The organism is Nonomuraea sp. NPDC002799 (assembly GCF_053592075.1).
Genome location: NZ_JBSFVA010000004.1, coordinates 268951 through 287163, shown reverse-complemented (window position 1 = coordinate 287163; position 18213 = coordinate 268951). Strand labels below are relative to the sequence as shown.

At 71.4% G+C, this 18213-nt stretch carries 13 protein-coding genes; 4 read left to right on the top strand and 9 right to left on the bottom strand.

What is annotated here, in order from left to right; genetic code table 11:
• Positions 1-42: 42 nt before the first annotated feature.
• From ACWD0F_RS10665 to ACWD0F_RS10650, 4 genes are all read right to left on the bottom strand, one after another.
• A complete protein-coding gene (locus tag ACWD0F_RS10665; protein WP_449874008.1) occupies positions 43-1635 on the bottom strand; it encodes an FAD-dependent oxidoreductase in 1593 nt (530 codons plus the stop codon).
• Positions 1636-1821: 186 nt separating this feature from the next.
• The gene (locus ACWD0F_RS10660; RefSeq protein WP_449874007.1) at positions 1822-3210 is read right to left on the bottom strand and encodes a M6 family metalloprotease domain-containing protein; all 1389 of its coding nucleotides are present in this window, start codon (positions 3208-3210) and stop codon (positions 1822-1824) included.
• Positions 3211-3301: 91 nt separating this feature from the next.
• Positions 3302-4666: a sensor histidine kinase gene (locus ACWD0F_RS10655; protein ID WP_449874006.1), complete on the bottom strand. Its 1365-nt coding sequence runs from the start codon at positions 4664-4666 to the stop codon at positions 3302-3304.
• Positions 4667-4761: 95 nt separating this feature from the next.
• Positions 4762-5382, bottom strand: a complete 621-nt coding sequence (locus ACWD0F_RS10650; protein WP_449874004.1) for a TetR/AcrR family transcriptional regulator — start codon at positions 5380-5382, stop codon at positions 4762-4764.
• A 78-nt stretch (positions 5383-5460) separates the two neighbouring features.
• Here ACWD0F_RS10650 and ACWD0F_RS10645 point away from each other — a divergent pair, with 78 nt between their 5' ends.
• Positions 5461-6663 (top strand): cytochrome P450, encoded by a 1203-nt coding sequence (locus ACWD0F_RS10645; protein ID WP_449874002.1) that lies wholly within the window; start codon positions 5461-5463, stop codon positions 6661-6663.
• Here ACWD0F_RS10645 and ACWD0F_RS10640 read toward each other — a convergent pair.
• The 3 genes from ACWD0F_RS10640 to ACWD0F_RS10630 all read right to left on the bottom strand — a co-directional run bounded on the left by ACWD0F_RS10640 (position 6658) and on the right by ACWD0F_RS10630 (position 12519).
• Positions 6658-7776 (bottom strand): HupE/UreJ family protein, encoded by a 1119-nt coding sequence (locus ACWD0F_RS10640; RefSeq protein ID WP_449874001.1) that lies wholly within the window; start codon positions 7774-7776, stop codon positions 6658-6660. The genes ACWD0F_RS10645 and ACWD0F_RS10640 overlap by 6 nt on opposite strands.
• A 71-nt stretch (positions 7777-7847) precedes the next feature.
• A complete protein-coding gene (locus ACWD0F_RS10635; RefSeq protein ID WP_449874000.1) occupies positions 7848-11723 on the bottom strand; it encodes a metallophosphoesterase in 3876 nt (1291 codons plus the stop codon).
• Positions 11724-12042: 319 nt separating this feature from the next.
• Positions 12043-12519: a hypothetical protein gene (locus ACWD0F_RS10630; RefSeq protein WP_449873998.1), complete on the bottom strand. Its 477-nt coding sequence runs from the start codon at positions 12517-12519 to the stop codon at positions 12043-12045.
• 154 nt (positions 12520-12673) lie between these two features.
• On the opposite strand from ACWD0F_RS10630, the gene ACWD0F_RS10625 reads away from it, so the two are divergent.
• Complete coding sequence (locus ACWD0F_RS10625; RefSeq protein WP_449873997.1) at positions 12674-14341, top strand: RecQ family ATP-dependent DNA helicase; 1668 nt, start codon at positions 12674-12676, stop codon at positions 14339-14341.
• Here ACWD0F_RS10625 and ACWD0F_RS10620 read toward each other — a convergent pair.
• Entirely contained in the window at positions 14331-15785 is a 1455-nt protein-coding gene (locus ACWD0F_RS10620) for a PucR family transcriptional regulator (protein WP_449873996.1), read from the bottom strand. The two genes, ACWD0F_RS10625 and ACWD0F_RS10620, sit on opposite strands and share 11 nt — an antisense overlap.
• Before the next feature lie 198 nt (positions 15786-15983).
• On the opposite strand from ACWD0F_RS10620, the gene ACWD0F_RS10615 reads away from it, so the two are divergent.
• Both ACWD0F_RS10615 and ACWD0F_RS10610 read left to right on the top strand, forming a co-directional pair.
• Positions 15984-16709 carry a dienelactone hydrolase family protein gene (locus ACWD0F_RS10615; RefSeq protein WP_449873994.1) on the top strand — a complete coding sequence of 242 codons (726 nt, stop codon included), beginning with the start codon at positions 15984-15986 and terminating at the stop codon, positions 16707-16709.
• Positions 16710-16899: 190 nt separating this feature from the next.
• On the top strand, positions 16900-17094 hold the full coding sequence (locus ACWD0F_RS10610; protein ID WP_449873993.1) for a CsbD family protein: 195 nt from the start codon (positions 16900-16902) through the stop codon (positions 17092-17094).
• A gap of 192 nt (positions 17095-17286) precedes the next feature.
• Here ACWD0F_RS10610 and ACWD0F_RS10605 read toward each other — a convergent pair whose 3' ends face one another.
• Complete coding sequence (locus tag ACWD0F_RS10605) at positions 17287-18189, bottom strand: TIGR03564 family F420-dependent LLM class oxidoreductase (RefSeq protein ID WP_449873991.1); 903 nt, start codon at positions 18187-18189, stop codon at positions 17287-17289.
• Between the last annotated feature and the right edge of the window lie 24 nt (positions 18190-18213).

Sequence of the window (18213 nt, the reverse complement as noted above, 5' to 3'; positions counted from 1 at the left end):
GCTCCTAGCAGGTCGATACAGCACGTCGAAACGGTCGTACGGTCAGCGCGGCCGCCCGTGCAGCAGCGAGGCGCGGCGTTCCGCCGGATCGTGGCCGGTCACCACGACGGTCGCGCCCGCGGCGGCGACCAGCCGCTCGGGGACCCGGGCGGGCCTGGGCTGCGCGCTCTCGCGCTGGTCGACGTGGCGGAAGTCGGGCGGGAACGGCGCGGCCCGCTCGATCAGGCTCTGATAGAAGTCCAGCCAGATGCCCTGGTCGAAGGTGACCGCCGCGGTGACGCGGCCCTGGTAGCCGTAGACGGCGACGAAACGGCGCTCGGCCGTCGACCCCTGCGTGATGACGATCTCGTCGGCGAACGTGGGCACGCCGACCGACTTGATGTTGACGCCGAACTGGCTGGACCAGAAGACCGGCGCCGACAGGTGCGGCCAGCGGTGCGCCTGGTCGCTGACCATGTTGTGCGCGGCGACCTCGGCCTGGGCGACCGCGTTCCCCCAGTGCTCCAGCGTCATGAACTGGTACTGGTAGAGCGGGTGCGGGAAGCGCGCGATGTCGCCGGCGACGAAGATGTCGTCGGTGACCAGGCCGTTGGTGTCCACCACGCGGCAGCCCGCGTCGCAGGCCACCCCCCACGGTCCCGCGGCCAGCCCCGAGTCGTGCAGCCATTCGACGTTGCGGATGGAGCCGAGCGCGACGACGGCCACCTCGGCCTCCACCGTGCTCCCGTCCGACAGGCGCGCCCGGCGCAGCCGCCCGTCCGCGTCGCCTTCCAGGGCCGTGACCGTCGTGTCGCACCGCAGGTCCACGCCGTGGTCGCGGTGCATCTGGGCCGCCACGTCGCCGATGACGCCGCCCAGGGCGCCGATGAGCGGGGCGGGGCCGCGTTCGACGACGGTCACCGGCAGGTCCAGCTCGCGGCAGGCCGAGGCGATCTCGCAGCCGGTGAACCCGGCGCCGAGGATCAGCACCCGGCTCGGGCGGGCGGCCAGCGCCCGCCGCAGCGCGGCGGCGTCCGCCACGGTGCGCAGCGTGTGGACGCCGTCCAGCGCCGCCTCCGCCTCGTCCGGCCAGGACCGCGCGCGGGTGCCGGTGGCCAGCAGGACCCGGTCGAAGCCGACCGCCCGGCCGTCGGCCAGCAGCACCCGCTTGCCGGCCACGTCCAGCCCGGTGGCGGGCGTGCCGGACAACCATTCGGCCTCGACCTCGCGCAGGCGCGGCAGCGCGGTGTGCTCGGCCGGCACCTGCCCGGTGAGGACCTGCTTGGACAGGGGAGGCCGGTCGTACGGCTCGCTCCGCTCGTCGCCGATCATCGTCAGCGACCCGGCGAAGCCCTCCCGCCTGAGCACCTCGGCGGCCCGCGCCCCGGCCAGGGAGGCCCCGACGATGACGATGCGGGCTTTTCGCCCGATGGCGGCGGACGCTCGCGCGCCGCCGCCGGGTCGCATCGCCGTCCAGTCGAGGTGGATGGCCTGGACCGGGCAGGCGGCCGCGGCCCGCAGCACGTGCTCGCGCCGCTCGTCATCGGGCGCGAGGTCGTACCGGAGTGCCTCTTCGTGCATGGTGAAGACGTCCGGCGCCAGGAACGCGCACTGCCCGTATCCCTGGCAGCGCGTCAGATCGACGACGACTCTCACAGGTCACTCCCCCGTTGAGTGAGCACGCGCGCCCGCTCGTCGGTGGCGGGCCCGGCCGGTCGGGGACCTACCCCGCCCACCGGCCGCCGTAGCCGCATCCCCGTGATCATGCCCGGTTCTTTGCGCTTCAGGGCGGTCCGGTCCCGGGCGGGGGAAGCGGGCGGCGGCCGGGCGGATGACGCGGGCTCATTCGTCGAAGACGACGTCCACGGTCATGTCGTCGTCCCCCGGGGTGCCGGAGACGCTCAGCATCACGCCGGTGTCGCCGCCGCCGGGCAGCCGGAGCGCCGGGCGCGTGCGCACGCTCAGCGTCGCGTTGCCGTTCGAGGGGTACAGGTCGCCCACGTCGCCCCGGTTGCCGGCGATCTTGGCCAGGTCGCGGCGGCCGTCGGCCTGGATGAGCTCGACCGCGAGCGCGTTCTCGTCGTCGTTGTCCTCGATGGCCTCGTCCACCATGTAGACGGCGACGCCCTCGTCGGGCAGGAACTCGTCCTGGCCCTGCTTGCGGCGGTACTCCACGACGACGTACTGGGTGTCCTTCATCGTGGCCGGATTGCGGACCTGCAGGAAGTCGCCTCCCTCGGCCACGGGCCGGAGCACCAGGCCGCGGGCGGTCCCGGTGATCACCCGCGGGGTGCTCCACCCGTGGAACATGCGGAGCATGCTGTTGGGGAAGACCGGGGTGTCGCCGTCGTTGCCCCAGCTTCCCGAGGCCATGAGGCAGTAGTCGCCCAGGCCCTGCGACTTGAGCCGGGTGTCGCGCCGATCGGTGTCGTAGTAGTCGGCCCAGCGCGGGACCAGGTGACCCCATTCGTGCGCGCAGACGCCGACCTTGCAGTCCTCGGGCAGGGTGAGGAAGGTGGTCACGTTCAGCTCCGGGGCGACGGCGATGGGCAGCCGGCCGACGTTCCACTTCATGCTCCAGATGAACCCCAGCCGCTCGGGACCGGCGAAGTCCTCCGCGCCGGGCCCGGCGTGCACGACGACGAGCGCGGTCACGCGGTGCTCGCCGAGCACGTCGAACGAGGTGAAGTCGACGCCCGCCGCGAGCGCCGCCCGGACCGCGTCCTGGCCCATGCCCTGGACGTTGCGCGGCTCCCTGCCCCGGCCCGACTGGTTGTCGGTGTAGAAGGAGAGCGGTTGCGGCAGGCGCAGCCAGCCGAACACCTCGCCCTCGACGTCGACGGCGTTCGGCCCGGCGCTGATCTTGCGGTAGTAGTCGCGCATGCTGCCGGGCTCGGCGCCGAACAACAGTTTGCGGAAGTGGGCGGCGTCGTGCTCGGGCCGGTGCGGCCGGTCGGGGAAGTCGACGAGCAGCACCAAGGTCCTGATCTTCCCTTTGAGCTTCTTCGGCGGCCGGACGATGAGCTGGGCGTCGCCCGGGGCCGGGGCCGGGGCGGTGCCGGCGCCGCCGTCGTCCCGGCCCGCTGTGCGGGGCGGGCTCTGGTCCGAGCGCCAGACCGCGTAGTAGTCCTCGAACGTCATGTGCGCGGGCAGCAGCCCGGCCTCCCGCAACTCCTGGAACCGGCTCTCCAACGCGGCCAGCGCCTTGGGCGACGGCGGAACGAGATGCATGGTGTCCCCCTCAATCCTGTCTGTTCGCCCTGACCCTAAGGACGCGGACGCGGGTGGGCCTGAGTAGCCCATACTCAGGTCGCGTTCCCGCTCAGCACCCTTGGATCGGCAGCAGTAGGACGAACCGGGCGCCGGAGTCGGAGTCCTCGATGGTCAGCGCGCCGCCGTGGTTTCTCGCGATCTCCCGGGCGATGGGCAGCCCGAGCCCGGTTCCGCCGGCGTCGCGGCTGCGCGAGGCGTCCAGGCGGGTGAAGCGCTGGAAGACGACGTCGCGCTGGTCGGGCGCGATGCCGGCGCCGTCGTCGAGGACCTCCAGCACGGCGTCGCAGTCCCGCCGCCGCACCGACACGGTGATCTGTGTCTCGGCGTGCCGTTCGGCGTTGTCCAGCAGGTTCGTCAGCAGGCGGGCCAGTTGCAGCCGGTCCCCGACGACGACCACGCCGGACTCCAGGTCGGTCACGACGCGTTTGGTACGCGGCCGCGCGGTCTCGCCGGCGGCCAGCTCGCCCAGGTCCACGGGCTCGCGATCGCCCTGGGCGCCGGCGTCGAGCTTGGTGAGCGTGAGCAGATCGGTGACGATGGCCTGCAGCCGGTCCAGGCTGGCGAGCACCTCGCCGCCCGTCTCCCGCCAGTCGGTGTCCTCGGGGTGCAGCATGGCGTCCTCGACCTGGGTGCGCATGGCGGTGATCGGGCTGCGCAGGTCGTGTGAGGCGTCGCCGGCGAACCTGCGCTGCCGCTCCATCACGGCCTCCTGCTGCTCCAGCGCCACCTCCAGCCGCTCCAGCGTCTGGTTGGCGGTCTCGGCCAGGGCCCTGATCTCGTCGTCGTTCTCCGGCACGGGGACGCGCAGCCCGCCGCCGCCCGCGGTGATCTGGGCCAGCTTCCTGGTGATGTCGTCGACGGGCGCGAGCGTCCTGGCCACGATGCGCGACACCCCGAACCAGGCCAGCGCGACCAGCAACGTCGTCAAGCCGAGCTGGAACAGGATCACGTGCGGGCCGACGTACCAGGGCACGGCCGGCGCGTAGGCGTAGATCACCCACTCGCCGTCCGCCTGGTAGGCGCGCAGGGCCACCACGATCTCGCACCGGTCCGGGTAGGCGGGCAGGCCGCAGATCTCGCCGGACTCGTTGGCCTGGTCGGGGCGGGGGAGCACGATCGTCTGGCGGGGCCGGCCGGCCAGGCTGGGCGACCAGGCGACCACGCGCCCGGCCGCGTCGACGACCTGGAGGCCGTCGAGGTCACCGGCGTCCAGCACCTGGGGCAAGTGGTGCCGCTTGACCATGAGAAGCACGCGCAGGGCCCGGCTCGACACCTGGTGCGCCCGGGCTTCGGTGGCCTCGCTTCTGATGCCGTACAGCACGACCGTGCTGACGACCACGTTCAGCAGCAACATGGCGATGCTGGCGAACAGCGCCAGCCGCGTCCGCAGCGAGTGGACCCACCGTTTGCTCACGCCTTCCCCCGGTGCTCAGAAGATCACAGCGAGCACGTTCGCGGCTAATCCAGGGAGATTCCGCGACAAATACGGTTAGGGGCAGTTGACGGGGATCAGGAGTCACCTCGGTAGAGGGCCCTCAGCAGTGGCCAGGTCAGGGCGGCCATCTCGGCGGGCGTGCGCGGGCAGTCGCGCTGCAGCCAATCGGTCGCGACGCCGATGAGCGCGCCCGCGGTGAACGCGGCGGGCACGTCGTGCGGGGTGGTCATCGTGCTTCCGGCCGGCGAGGGGGCGTCCGCGCCGGTGGCGGGCGGGCGCGCGCCGACGTAGCCCGCCACGGTGGCCCGGCGGCGTACGTGGTCGATGACGCGCGCGCTGCCCTGGGGCCCGAGCACGCTGCGGTAGAGCCCGGCGTGCTCAGCGAGGTGGGAGAAGAAGGTCAGCAGGGTGTCGGCGGGCTCCCGCGGGATCTCGCCCGGCCCCTGGCTGGGGATGGCCTCGATCAGCTCGTCGATCATCCTGGTGCAGGCCGCCTCGGCCAGCTCGTGCACGTCTCGGTAGTGGTCGTAGAACGTCGAGCGGCTCACTCCGGCGCGCTCGGCGACGTCGGCCACGCTGATCCGGGACAGGTCACGGTCGTGGACGAGGTCGATCAGGGTGCGCTGCAGGGCCGCCTGCGTGCGGCGGACCCGGGGGTCGCCGGCGTCGCTGTTTCCGTCTCTGGTGAGGGCCACGCTTAAGTGTACTTATCCCTACATCTGTAGGTTAGCCTGCATATGTAGGGAAGATGGCTGGAATGAATGGGGACGATCATGACCGCTGACTCCGCCGAGACGCTCCAGATCACGCGTGCCTGTCCGTACGCGCCGCCCGAGCAGCACCTTCGTCTCCTGCGTGAGCAGCCTGTCACCAAGGTCACGCTGCCCAGCGGTTCGGACGCCTGGGTCGCCGCCCGCTATGAGGACATCCGGACCATCCTGAGCGATCCGCGCTTCAGCGCCGACCGCCGCCATCCCAACGCCCCCAGGTTGAGCGGCGAGCGTCCCGGCTCCTCACCGTTGCCGAAGATGATGCTGGAGATGGACCCGCCCGAGCACGGCCCGGCCCGCCGCGCGGTGGTCGGGGAGTTCACCGTCCGGCGCATGGCGGCGCTGCGCCCGCGCATCCAGCAGATCGTGGACGAGCACCTCGACGCCATGCTGGCGGGCCCGCGCCCGGCCGACCTGGTGACCGCGCTGGCGCTGCCGGTGCCCTCGCTGGTGATCTGCGAGCTGCTGGGCGTGCCGTACGGCGACCACGACCTCTTCCAGACCCACTCCGCGCGGCTGCTCGACCGCACCGCCACGCCCGAGCAGCGTAGGCACGCCTCCTTCGAGCTGGCCGTCTACCTGGACAAGCTGATCAAGGCCAAGGAGGAGGACCCGACCGACGACCTGCTCGGCCGCCAGGTGCTCAAGCAGCGCCAGAACGGCGGGGTGGACCACGGGGCGCTGCTCAGCCTGGCGTTCCTGCTGCTGATCGCCGGTCACGAGACCACCGCCAACATGATCTCGCTGGGCACGTACATGTTGTTGCGGCACCCCGAGTCGCTCGCCGCGCTGCGCGCCGACCCGGACAAGACGGCGGGCGCGGTCGAGGAGTTGTTGCGGCACTTCACCATCGCCGAGTTCGCCATCGCGCGGGTGGCCGTCGAGGACGTGGAGCTCGGCGGGGCCGTCATCCCGGCCGGCGCGGGCGTGCTGACGCTGGCCAACACCGGCAACCGCGACCCGGAGGTGTTCGAGGACGCCGACCGGTTCGACATCGAGCGCGACGCCCGCAGCCACCTGGCCTTCGGCTTCGGCCCGCACCAGTGCCTGGGCCAGAGCCTGGCCCGGGTGGAGCTGGAGATCGTCTTCAACAGCCTGTTCCAGCGGATCCCCGGCCTGCGGCTGGCCGTCCCCGCCGAGGAGCTCTCGTTCAAGGACGACGCCACCGTCTACGGCATGCACGAGCTGCCCGTCACCTGGTCATAGGGGAAGCGGGACGCGCTCGACGAACCAGTACACGCTGACCGCGACGATCGGGATCGAGAGGGCGGCCACGGCCCAGCGGGCCGCGGCCGTCCGGCGCAGCAGCACCAGCAGCGGGAAGAGCACGGCGATGATCGCGAGCTGGGTCGCCTCGATGCCGGCGTTGAAGCTCAGCAGCGACAACAACAACTCCCACGACCCGCTCTCGTCGATGTCGAGCGCGCCCGCGAACCCCAGCCCGTGCACCAGGCCGAAGGCGAAGACGATCGGCAGCCGCCACCGTCCCAGGCGGTCCTCGCCGCGGCCCAGGAGGTTCGCCAGCGCCACGACGACGATCGACGCCGCGATGATCGGCTCGACGATCGCGCCGGGAACGTCCACGACGCCCATCGCGGCCAGCAGGAACGTGATGCTGTGGGCCGCTGTGAAGGCCGAGGCCGTGATGACGACGTCGCGCAGCCGGCGCGCGCCGATGAGCAGGGCGAGCAGGAAGAGGATGTGGTCGAGGCCGAGCAGCAGATGCTCGGCGCCGAGCAGGAAGAACTCGCCGATCTGGTGCGACGCCTGGCGCTCGCCGATCCGCAGCGTGGGGCTCTTCGCGACCAGGACCGCCGCGCCCTTCCTGCCGTCGAGGTCGTAGCGCAGGAGCGTCTCCGTGTTGTGCACGAAGCTCTCGGCGTCGGGGAACAGCGCGCTGGAGATCGCGTGCGCTCCCCCGGGCTCGCCCTGGCAGTCGTAGGCGAGGGTCAGCACCGCGAACGACTTCTTGTCGCGGACGCGCACGTCCGCGTCGCCGACGGACTTGGGCACGCACGAGGTGTCGTCGTAGGCCACGTCGAAGCGGCGCGTGACGTACGCGATCACCGCGTCGTGATTGATCTTGAGCTGGCGAAGCTGCTCGGTCCGCTCCTTCGCCTCGTAGGACTCCGCGTAGAGCCAGGCCGACTTCATGAGCAGGTCGTATTCGAGGTCGAGCACCACCTTGACGTCCGGGCCCGTGCCGCTCACCTCGGCATGGGCCTCGGTGGTCGCGTCGTGCGCCGACGCCGGGGCGGCCGGCCCGCAGCAGATCAGGGCGGCGAGGAGGAAGGCGGACAGCCTGCTCCAGCGGGACATGTCAGGTCTCTCCCGATCGAGGGAAGGCCGCCCCGGACCGGAGTCCGGGGCGGCGACTGGTCAGGGCCGGATCAGTGCTTGAACCAGCGGTACATGGGCGAGTCAGGACCCCACTTGCCGGGGCGTCCGTGCTCGTCCTCGGTGACGAAGACGCTCGGCTCGGAGGCGGTCACGCCGCCGCCGGCGGAGCGGGCCGTGACGAACCAGGCGTACGCCGTGTCGTCCTTGAGGCGGTCCCAGGTGACCGAGGCGACCTGGCCCGAGGCGACCGTGCTCTTGCCGATGATCCGCGTCGGCTTGTAGAGCGCCAGCGCGTCGGTCTGGAACGTGGTCGTGCGGGAGGTGAGGTCGACCGGCAGGACCATGTTGTCCTCGCGCCCGTCGTAGCGGTGCAGCGGATCGAACTCGGCGGCGCCGAAGTCGTTGAGCAGCGGGGAGTAGGTGTCCACGCTCAGCTCCGCCCGCTTGACGTTGAACTGCAGCAGCCGGAAGAAGCTCGCGCCGAACTGGAGCTGGTCCTGCGGGTTGTATCCGCCGATCTCGGTGAGCCCGAGCCGGTCGGCCGACACCGTGTAGAACTGGTAGTCCGCCAGCAGCTCGACGACGCCGTTGCCGACCTGGCCGACCTTCGGCTTGACGTTGGTGCCGACACCGTGCTCGTGCCCGGCCAGGATCAGGAAGACGTTGGCGTTCTTCTCGACCACGGTCTTGTACAACATCGAGCCGTCGGGTGCGGAGAATCCGGCGCCGCGCCCGTCGGGGTTGGTGCTCGGCACGAGATAGTCGTGGGAGAGCAGGATGCCGTTGCGGCCCGGGAACTTCTTGAAGACGGAGTCGGCCCATTCGGCCTCCTCCCTCGTCACGCCGTACGACAGGCCGACCACGACGAAGTCCAGCCCGCCCGCGGAGAACAGGTCGTAGTGGTTCTGGTTGTCGCCCTCTCTCCACGGGCCGCCGTACTCGGCGTGCTGCCAGCCCTGCGAACCCTCCTGGTAGCGGCTGGGGCCGTAGTACTTGTTGTAGAGGGCGTCCGGCCCGTCCTCGGTGCCCGACTGGTTGTCGTGGTTGCCGGCGATCACACCGTTCGGGATCTTCGCGTCGTCGAGCACGCGCTGCTGCTTCGACGACACCTCGAACTCGCCGGTGATCTGCCGCTGCGTGGCCTCGTCGGCCGGCTTGCGGATGTTGTTCTCGATGATGTCGCCGGTGTGCGCGACGTAGGAGATCTTGCGCTGGTCCTTGTTGGCGGTGATCCAGTTGACGACGCCGGCGTAGGCGGACTCCCACACCGCGCGCTCCTCGGCGCTCTCCTGCTCCACCGCGCCCTCGGAGATGTACTGCGTGTCGGTGTAGTGCACGATCGAGAAGTCGTAGTCGGCCGGGTCGGCGAAGCCGTTCGGGTCACCCGGGTCGATGTCGTCGGCGAACGGGTCCTCGCCCGTCACCATGACGTGCACCTGCTGCTTGTCGATGTAGTCGCCGTCGACGACGGCCGTGAGCACGGTCTTGCCCTGCGCGGCGCCGCGGGCGCTCGTCAGCAGCTCCCACGCCTTGGCCTTGGTGCTCCACACCCGCAGCGACACCAGCCGCTCGGGGTCGATGGCGCCCTCCCAGCGCAGGACCGGGGCGTCCACGTGCCCCTTCACCTGGACGTCGTAGCGCTGGTAGGTGATGTCCTGGGCGGACGGCGCGTCGAGCGTCCTGCCGTCGGCGGGGTCGAGCCCCTCGGCCTTGACCCGCTTCTCGCCCGGAACCTGCAGGGTCGTGGGGATGGCCTGGGTCGTGCCCTGGAACACCTGGTCCGGCGTCAGGATCTGGGCCTCGGAGAACGTGGCCGTCACCTTGCCGCCGTCGGGTTCGGCCACCTTCGCCGAGAGCTTGGCGGGGTCGGACACGTCGACGGCGCCCAGTGCCGGGCTCAGCTCGGCGGGCACGTCGGGGATGCCGGCGGAGGTGAACACGATCTCGCGGGTCGCGGTGTTGCCGAGCCCGTCGGCGCCGGTCACGGTCAGCGTGTGCGCGCCGGCCTTGAGCCCCGGGCCCACCTGGGCGCCCAGCTCGATCGCCTGGCCGTCGAGCTTGACGTCCGGCCCGGACACGACGGCCGAGGCGTCCTCGACCTTGACGTCCAGGATGACCGAGGCGGTGATCTTCTGCCCCGCCGCCGGGACGCTCCTGGCGACCTTCGGCGCGGAGTTGTCGCTGGTCAGCGTGCGGGTGGCGGTCTCGCCCGTGCTCGACACCGCGGCCAGGGTGTGCTTGCCGTCCTTGATCGCGGTGGTGTCGAGGTCGGCGCGCAGGCCGCGGGCCGGCGCGTCCACGAGGAATTCGAGGTCGATCTCGGTCAGCGGGTTCACCGTGTCGCCGCAGTTGCCGTCGCCCATGCCGTACGAGGCCTTGACGAGCCGGCCGGCGGCCGTGCCCTGCGCGGGGGTGAGGGCGATGTTCGACAGGACGAAGTCGTCGCGGTTGGCGCCGCAGGACGTCGGGTAGGTGCCGGCCACGAAGTCGATCGTGTTCCAGCCGGGCGCCAGGAACTCGTTCGGGATCGTGAGGTCGACCCGGCGGCTCACGAAGTCGCCGTCGAGCACCACCTTCTGGCCGTTGACCAGCACGAAGTTCTGGTAGCGCGCCTCGATCGAGTTGCTGCCCACGTTGAAGCTGAGGGTCGCGTCACCCGAGCCGAGCGTCTCGGCCACGTGCACCGCCGGGGCGTCGAAGGTGTAGCGCAGCTCGGCCTCGCGCAGCGCGGTCTGGCTGCTGCCGCAGGTGCCGTCGCCCAGCTCGTACGACGCCTTGATGTCCTGTCCTGTCACGGTGGCGCCGTCGAGGGCGAGGGTGAGGTTCGCGATGGTGAAGTCGTCGCGGCCGTTGCCGCAGGTCTCCTTGTAGTCCCCGGTGACGACCTTGATCGTGTTGTCACCCGGCACCAGGAACCTGGCCGGCACGTCGACGGTCACGCGCTGGCTCACCCAGGAGCCGCCCAGGTCGATGCGCTTGCCGTTGACGAGCAGGAAGTTGTCGAACTTGTCGTCGATCGAGTCCGCGCCCACGTCGAAGGCGAGCTGCGCGGCGCCGTTGCCGAGCGTGGCCTTCGTGGCGGGTTCGGCGCCGTCGACGGTGAGGGACTTGACGCCGCCTCCGCCGGCGGCCGGGACCGTCGCGAAGACCGGCTTGGTGCCCGCCACGAGCGTGCCGTCGGTGGGCAGCAGCCGGGGGGCGCCGGCCGGGGAGTTGTTCACGGTCACGGTGTTCTTGACGGTCGCGCCGGCCGCGGTCGTGGCGGTGATGGCGTGCTCGCCGTTGGCCAGCTTCGTCGTGTCCAGGTCGGCGGACAGGCCCGTGGTGCCCTGCGGGTCGCCCTGGACGAAGAACTTGAGCGTGGCGCGCTTCAGCAGCGTGGTGTTCGTGCCGCAACTGCCGTCGCCGAAGGAGAAGGTGTACGGGTTGTCCTCGCCGTCCGCGACCTCGCCGAGGAGTTCGAGGCCCACGTCGGACAGCACGAAGTCGTCGTAGTTGGTGCCGCACGAGGACTGGATCGTGCCGACCACGATCTCGACGGTGTTCTCGCCCTTGACGAGCTGCTCGTTCGGGATCTCGATGGTCGCCCGCTCGTTCACGTGGTCGCCGATGTCGGTGCGGTGAGCGCCGTTGACGAGCACGTGGCTGTGGTACTGCGCCTCCGTCGAGTTCGAGCCGACGTCGAAGCGGAGCTTGGACGTGCCCACCGTCTTGGTGGCCTCGATCGCGGCGTCGCCGACGGTGAGCTTCGTGACGCTGTCACCCGCGGTCGTCGGGACCGCCGCGATCTTCGCGGTGCCCTCGAGGTACGAGCCGGCGGCCGGGGTGAGCGTCGGAGGGGTGGTCGAGCTGGTCGGCGTCGGGGTGGGCCGGCCGCGTTGTTGCTCTGCCGGGTCGGCGTAGGCCGCCGTCGCGAGGGTGCTCACGAGCACTGCCGCGAGCGCGGCGGCGGTGGCCAGACGTCCTCGTCTTCTGAGCCCGCCCCTTAACCATGGTCCTGCCATTGGCCGCATCGGTATGCGTCCCTTCTTCCACGTTCTTCAGCGCTGATCAAGCGACTTGCCCTCGGGCACGTTGGAGCCCGAGAGTGAACGATGGAAAGGAAGAGAATGAACGGGAGGTGAACTATCGCCTCATTCTGCTCATTCATCACGAGACAGGACCGAATAGATCACAAGTCGACAATGGCCCTAAAAGCCCACAACTGACGCGCGGGACGTCCGGCCTGTCAGGTGAGCGGCCGGGCTACCAGAAGAACTGCGCGATCCTGAATCTGCGCACCTCCAGCGGGACCGAGCAGCGGCTGATCACGTCGATCTTCCTGATCCGGGTCTTCTGGTTCATCGTGACGTTCACGCACGTCATCCGGACCTCGTGGTCGCCGGGGAGCGCGAAGTAGGAGATGGAGACGGAGCGACGGAACAGGCCCCGGTCGGACGGCGACGCGCCCACCTCACGGTAGAGCCGCCTCGACCCCTTGAGGTTGAACGCGGTGGACCCGATGATGGCGTGATCGGCGGTGGTGGGACAGTGCCCGAGCAGGCGCACGTTGCTGTTCTGGCGGGGCCGCCCGGGCAGGACCCGGAGCGTGGTGCGCTTGCGCCACTCGGCCGGGATGCCGTCGCCGGCGCCCTTCGGAACGCCTTCAGCCGGCGCGCGGGAGACCGGCGCGCGGGAGACCGGTGCCCCCGCGACGAGAGCGGCCACCACTGCCATTGCCAAGACGGAAAGCACAGGCTCCTCCTGCCGGACGGACAGGCCGTACGCCTCATTATGTCGATCAAGCCCTGCGGCGAAGAGCGCCACGCCGGGCCGGAGCGCATGGGGCCGGCCAGGGTGGGTACTGGCCGCCCACCGCATGAAGGGTGAGTAACACATGGGTTTAGGGATGAAGCTGAAGGCCCGGTTCGGGCGGCGGGGCCGGCGGTTGCGGGCCACGGCCCAGCACCGCTTCGGCTGGGAGCGGCTGCGGCCGGGCCAGCAGGAGGCGATGGAGCACCTGCTGGCCGGGCGCGACGTGCTGCTCGTCATGCCGACCGGGGCCGGCAAGTCGGCCGTCTACCAGGTGCCCGCGCAGCTCCTCGACGGGCCCACGATCGTCGTCTCGCCGCTCATCGCGCTCCAGCGTGACCAGGTGACCGGCCTGCTCAAGGCCGACGCGGGCGGCGCCGTGGCGGTGAACTCGACCTCGTCCGTCTCAGCCGGGCTGGAGAAGGTGACGGCGGGGGAGGCGGAGTTCGTGTTCCTGTCCCCCGAGCAGCTCGCCAAGCCCGACGTCGTCGAACGGCTCGCGCAGGCCGGGCCGTCGCTGATCGTGATCGACGAGGCCCACTGCGTCTCGTCGTGGGGGCACGACTTCCGCCCCGACTACCTGCGGCTCGGGAAGGTCATCGAACGGCTCGGGCATCCGCCGGTGATCGCGATGACCGCCACGGCGGCGCCGAACGTGCGCGAGGAGATCGTCCGCTCGCTCGGCCTGGTCCGCCCGGCGGAGATCGTCCGGGGGTTCGACCGGCCGAACATCTCGCTGGAGGTCCGCCGGTTCGTGCGGGCGGAGGACAAGAGGGAGGCGCTGATCGAGGACGCGGCCGCCCGTGACGGTCTCGGCCTGGTGTACGTGGCCACCCGCAAGGAGACCGAGGAGTACGCGGCGGCGCTGGCCGGCCTGGGCCGCCGGGCCGAGGCGTACCACGGGGGCATGCGGACCGCCGAGCGCACCCGCGTGCAGGAGTTGTTCACCGAGGGCGAGGTGGACACCGTAGTGGCGACGTCGGCGTTCGGGATGGGAATCGACCGGCCGGACGTGCGTTACGTGCTGCACGCCGGGCCGCCGGAGTCGCCCGACTCCTACTACCAGGAGATCGGCCGGGCGGGCCGGGACGGCGCGCCCGCCTCGGCCGTGCTGTTCTACCGGCAGGAGGACCTGGGCCTGCGCCGCTTCTTCACCGGCGGACGGGCCGACGCCGACGCGCTGCTGCGCGTGGCGACGCTGACGCGCGAGCACGCCGGCACGGTGCCCGCCGGCGAGCTGGCCGCGCTGCTCAAGGTGAGGGCCTCCCACCTGACCAGGCTCGTCAACCTGCTGGAGCAGGCGGGCGCGCTGACCGTGACGGACACCGGCGACCTGCGCTACACCTCGCGCGAGCTGACGCCGGAGCGGGCCGCCGAGCGGGCGGTCGAGATCGACGAGGCGCGGCACCGCGTCGACGACTCGCGGATCGACATGATGCGCGGCTACGCGGAGACCAGGGGGTGCCGCCGCCGGTTCCTGCTCGCCTACTTCGGAGAGCCCTACGAAAGCGCCTGCGGCACCTGCGACACCTGCCGCGACGGCACCGCGGCCGAGCCGGCGGACGAGCCCGCGCCCGCCTCCGGCCAGGAGCCGTTCCCGTTGCAGGCGAAGGTGACGCACAAGATGTGGGGACAGGGGACGGTCATGAGCCGCGAGCCGGACCGGATCACCGTGCTGTTCGACTCGGTCGGCTACAAGACCCTGTCGCTGGCCGCGGTGCGGGACGTGCTCCGCCTTGAGGTCAGTCCATGAGACCGAGCTGACGGCCGGCCCGCAAAGCCAGCCAGACCTCGGCGAACGCGGCGGTGGACGACAGGTCGCGGCCGCTCAGGTCGGCGAACCTGCGCAGGCGGTAGGCCAGGGTGTTGGGATGGATGTGCAGCGCCGCCGCGGCCTCCTCGGTGTGCCGGTCGCGCTCCATCCAGGTCCGTACGGAGGCCAGAAGCTGGGAGCCGTGCGCCGAGTCGTAGGCCAGCACCTGGCCGAGCACGTTCTCGACCAGCGCGGTGAGCGCCCACGGGTCGTCGGGCAGCCATCTGCCGGTGGTGTCGTCGCCGTAGTGGATCAGCGGGCGCCCCGACTCCGACGCCGTGGACGCCGCCCACACCGCCTCCCGCTTGGGGATCCGCATGGACTCCCCCGGCGGGAACGGCCTGCTCACGCCCGCCGCGACCCCCGGCAGCCCGGCGACCACCGCGCTCAGGGCGGGCCGGCCCAGCACGTAGCGGTCGTCGCCCCTGCGCAGCATGAGATGCGGCCGGTCGTCGAGCGCGCGGTGGACGGCCTCGTCGGGCACGCCCCTGATCACGAGCAGGACCAGCTCGTCGGCCGCCGGCAGGCCCAGCCTGACCAGGCGCCGCCGTGCCGTCTCGGGGTCGAGGACGTCCTGGAGCAGCTCGGACAGGGTCTCCGCGCCCTGACGGCGCAGCGTCTCGCGCTCGTGGCGGGCCATGGCCACCTTCAGGGCGGCCACCGTGGCGATGTGCTGCACCACGGCCAGACCGGCGGGCCTGGCCCCCTGACGCTCGAAGGCGACGAGGAAACCGGCGGGGCCGCCGGGCGCCGGCACCGGCAGGACGAAGCCGCCGGGAATGGTGGGCGGCGCGTCCGGCTCGAAGGGCAACATGGCGGGATCCGGCACCGGCACCCCCGGCAACAACGGCCGCCCCTGCGGGGTGCAGAGGTAGACCTCGTAGCCCGACAGCCGCTCCAGCCGCTTGAACAAGGTCGCGGTGTCGAGGTCCTCGGTCGTCAGCCAGCGCAGCGCGCCGAACACCTGGAGCTGCGCGCCGAGCCGCTGCCTGGAGTCCTCCTGCACGGCGGCGGCCACCTCCTGGGCGATGGCGATGAACGGCACCGCCAGCGGCACCTCCAGCACCGGCATCCCCCGCTCCTCGGCGGCCTCGAAGAAGGCCTCGTGCAGGGGCGGCACGTGCAACTGCGCCGACAGGGCCAGCGCGGACACGCCCGCGTCGTCGAGCCGTTCGAGGTAGGCGCGCTGGGCGGCCGCCTGGCGCGGGACGGCGATGCCCGTCGTCATGATGACCTCGGCGCCGAGCAGCCACGGCGTGGGGTCGTCGAGCTCGCTGACGTGCGCCCACGACACCGAACGGCCCAGACCCGCCTCGCCGGCCAGCAGCCGCAACTGCAGGGCGGGAGAGCGCAGCAGGTCCTCCACCGACACCTTTGTGGTCACCCACAAAGAGTACGACCCACCTTGGGGCTGCCCCCAGGGAGACGTCCGTGCTATCTTCGTCCTCGCCGTGCGGCAGTACGACTTGAGGAGGTGAGACCCATCAACGCTGTGATGACAGATCGGGGCTCCCTCCTTCGCATGGTCTAGGGAGCGCCCGAAGGCACCCCCGAAAGGCTTTGAAACGCTATGCGCTTCAGCTTGACCTCTCAGACGTCGGCCGGCGGCGTCACCGAACAGTCCTTCACCCTCGGCGAGATCACCGGTGTGCTGTTCACCCCGCAGGACGCCACCGGCCCCCGCCCGCTGATCCTGATGGGACACGGCGGCGGCCAGCACAAGAAGGCCCCCGGCGTCCTGGCCGGCGCACACCGGTTCGTCGCCGAGGGGGGTTACGCCGTCGCCGCCATCGACGCCCCCAACCACGGCGACCGGCCGAAGGATGAGCGGTTCATCCAGTTCGCGGGCGGCATGCGGGCCCGCATGGGCGCCGGAGAGGATCCGGCCGGGCTGGTCGCGGCCATGCACGCCCTGCTGGCCGAGCAGGCCGTCGCCGACTGGCAGGCCGTGCTGACCGCGGTCCAGGAGCTCGGCCACGTGGGCACCGGCCCGGTCGGCTACTGGGGGGTGTCGATGGGCTGCGGGCTCGGTGTGCCGCTGCTCGCCGCCGAACCCCGGATCCGCGCCGCCGTCCTCGGTCTGCTCGGCGTGCACGGGCTGGCCGCACCCGCCGCCGAGGTCACCGTGCCGGTGCAGTTCCTCCTCCAATGGGACGATGCGCGGGTGCCCAGGGATCAGGCCCTGGCGCTGTTCGACGCCCTGGGTTCCGCCGACAAGACGCTGCACGCCAACCCCGGCGACCACGGGGGGATCCCCGCGTTCGAGACCGGCGACGCGCTGCGGTTCTTCGCCCGCCACCTCGGCTGAGACCGCTGCCTCGGCTGAGACCGCTGCCTCATAGCCGTCGCCGTGCCGGCCGGGTCCGTTCCCGGCCGGCGCGGCGACGATCGGTGATCCGCGGCTGCCGTCTATGGCGGCTCTTTGCCGGCCTCGTGTTTCCGGTCTCTCGGCTCGGACAGAGGGAGTACTTCCGGGCACACACGAGAGAGGGATGAAGATGAGCACCAACGACAAGATCCGTAACAAGGCCGAAGAGCTCAAGGGCCGGACGAAGGAGAACGTGGGCGAGGCCACCGGCGACGAGAACCTGCGGGCCGAAGGCCGCGCCGACCGGGCCGAGGGCAACGTCAGGCAGGCCGGCGAGAAGGTCAAGGACGCCGGCAAGAAAGTGAAGGACGCCTTCAAGAAGTGACGGCCGCTCAGCCCGCGCAGTACGCCGCGGGCGCCGGTCCGTTCCGCGTCTCATCACGGCGGACCACCCCATACGCCGTCGGCGCCGGTCCGCCCTCGCGTCTCATCACGCGAGGGCCGGACGCGCCGCCGACCGCCAGGACCGGCGCCGTCATCACGACGCCGCCGCCCATCACCACAGCGCCGCCGACCATCACCCCTTTTCGCGGCCGAGGAGGGCGAGGGTGCGGGCCTGGGCCCGCGCGTCGCCGACCGCGCTGACCAGGAAGTCGGTCACCCCCGCGGCGGCGAACAGCCCGATCTCCTTCTCGACGGCGCTCTCGTCCCCCGCGATGACCGTCTCGTGAACGCCCGACATGCCCTGGCGATCCAGCACGGCACGGTAGCTGGCGAAGTCGCCGGCGAAGCCGAAGCGGGCGCCGATCTCACTCCGCACCGCCTCCGGATCGTCCGTGACCGCCACCATGGCGCTGGCGACGACGCGCGGCGCCGGGCGTCCCGCCGCCCGCGCGGCCTCCGTGATGCGCGGGACGATGTGCTCGCCGATGACCTGGGCGCCGGTCCAGACGGTGACCGTGCCGTCGGTCAGCTCACCGGCGATCCGCAACATCGCAGGACCCAGCGCCGACAACAACACGGGCGGCGCGCCCGCAAGGGGGACGTCGACCTGGCCGGCGGCCGACAGCGTCTCGCCGCGATAGTCGACCGCCTCGCCGCGCAGGAGCGGCATCAGCGCGGTGAGGTACTCACGGATGTGGCGGGCCGGGCGCTCGTAGGACAGCCCGAAGGAGCCCTCGATGACCTCCCGGTGGCTCGGGCCGATGCCGAGCGTGAACGCGTTCCCGCTGATCGCCTGCGCGGTCCGCGCCTGTACGGCCAGCGCCAGCGGATGCCTCGGATACGTCTGGACCACGGCGGTGCCGACCTCGATCCCCGGCGTGTGCCGTGCGGCCAGCGCGGCCAGGCTGATCGCGTCCCATGACGTCATCTGGCTGAAGAAGACGCTCGCGAACCCGGCCTGCCGGGCGGCACGCACCTGCTCCAGCAGGGTGTCGATGTCCGCGCCGCCGCTGTGGAGGTAGAGGCCGACTCTCATCACACGCTCCTAACATGAATCGGA

Coding starts and splice junctions, on each gene's coding strand:
- ACWD0F_RS10660 (WP_449874007.1), bottom strand. CDS start 3,210: ATGCATCTCGTTCCGCCGTCGCCCAAGGCGCTGGCCGCGTTGGAGAGC.
- ACWD0F_RS10645 (WP_449874002.1), top strand. CDS start 5,461: ATGACCGCTGACTCCGCCGAGACGCTCCAGATCACGCGTGCCTGTCCG.
- ACWD0F_RS10640 (WP_449874001.1), bottom strand. CDS start 7,776: ATGTCCCGCTGGAGCAGGCTGTCCGCCTTCCTCCTCGCCGCCCTGATC.
- ACWD0F_RS10625 (WP_449873997.1), top strand. CDS start 12,674: ATGGGTTTAGGGATGAAGCTGAAGGCCCGGTTCGGGCGGCGGGGCCGG.
- ACWD0F_RS10610 (WP_449873993.1), top strand. CDS start 16,900: ATGAGCACCAACGACAAGATCCGTAACAAGGCCGAAGAGCTCAAGGGC.
- ACWD0F_RS10605 (WP_449873991.1), bottom strand. CDS start 18,189: ATGAGAGTCGGCCTCTACCTCCACAGCGGCGGCGCGGACATCGACACC.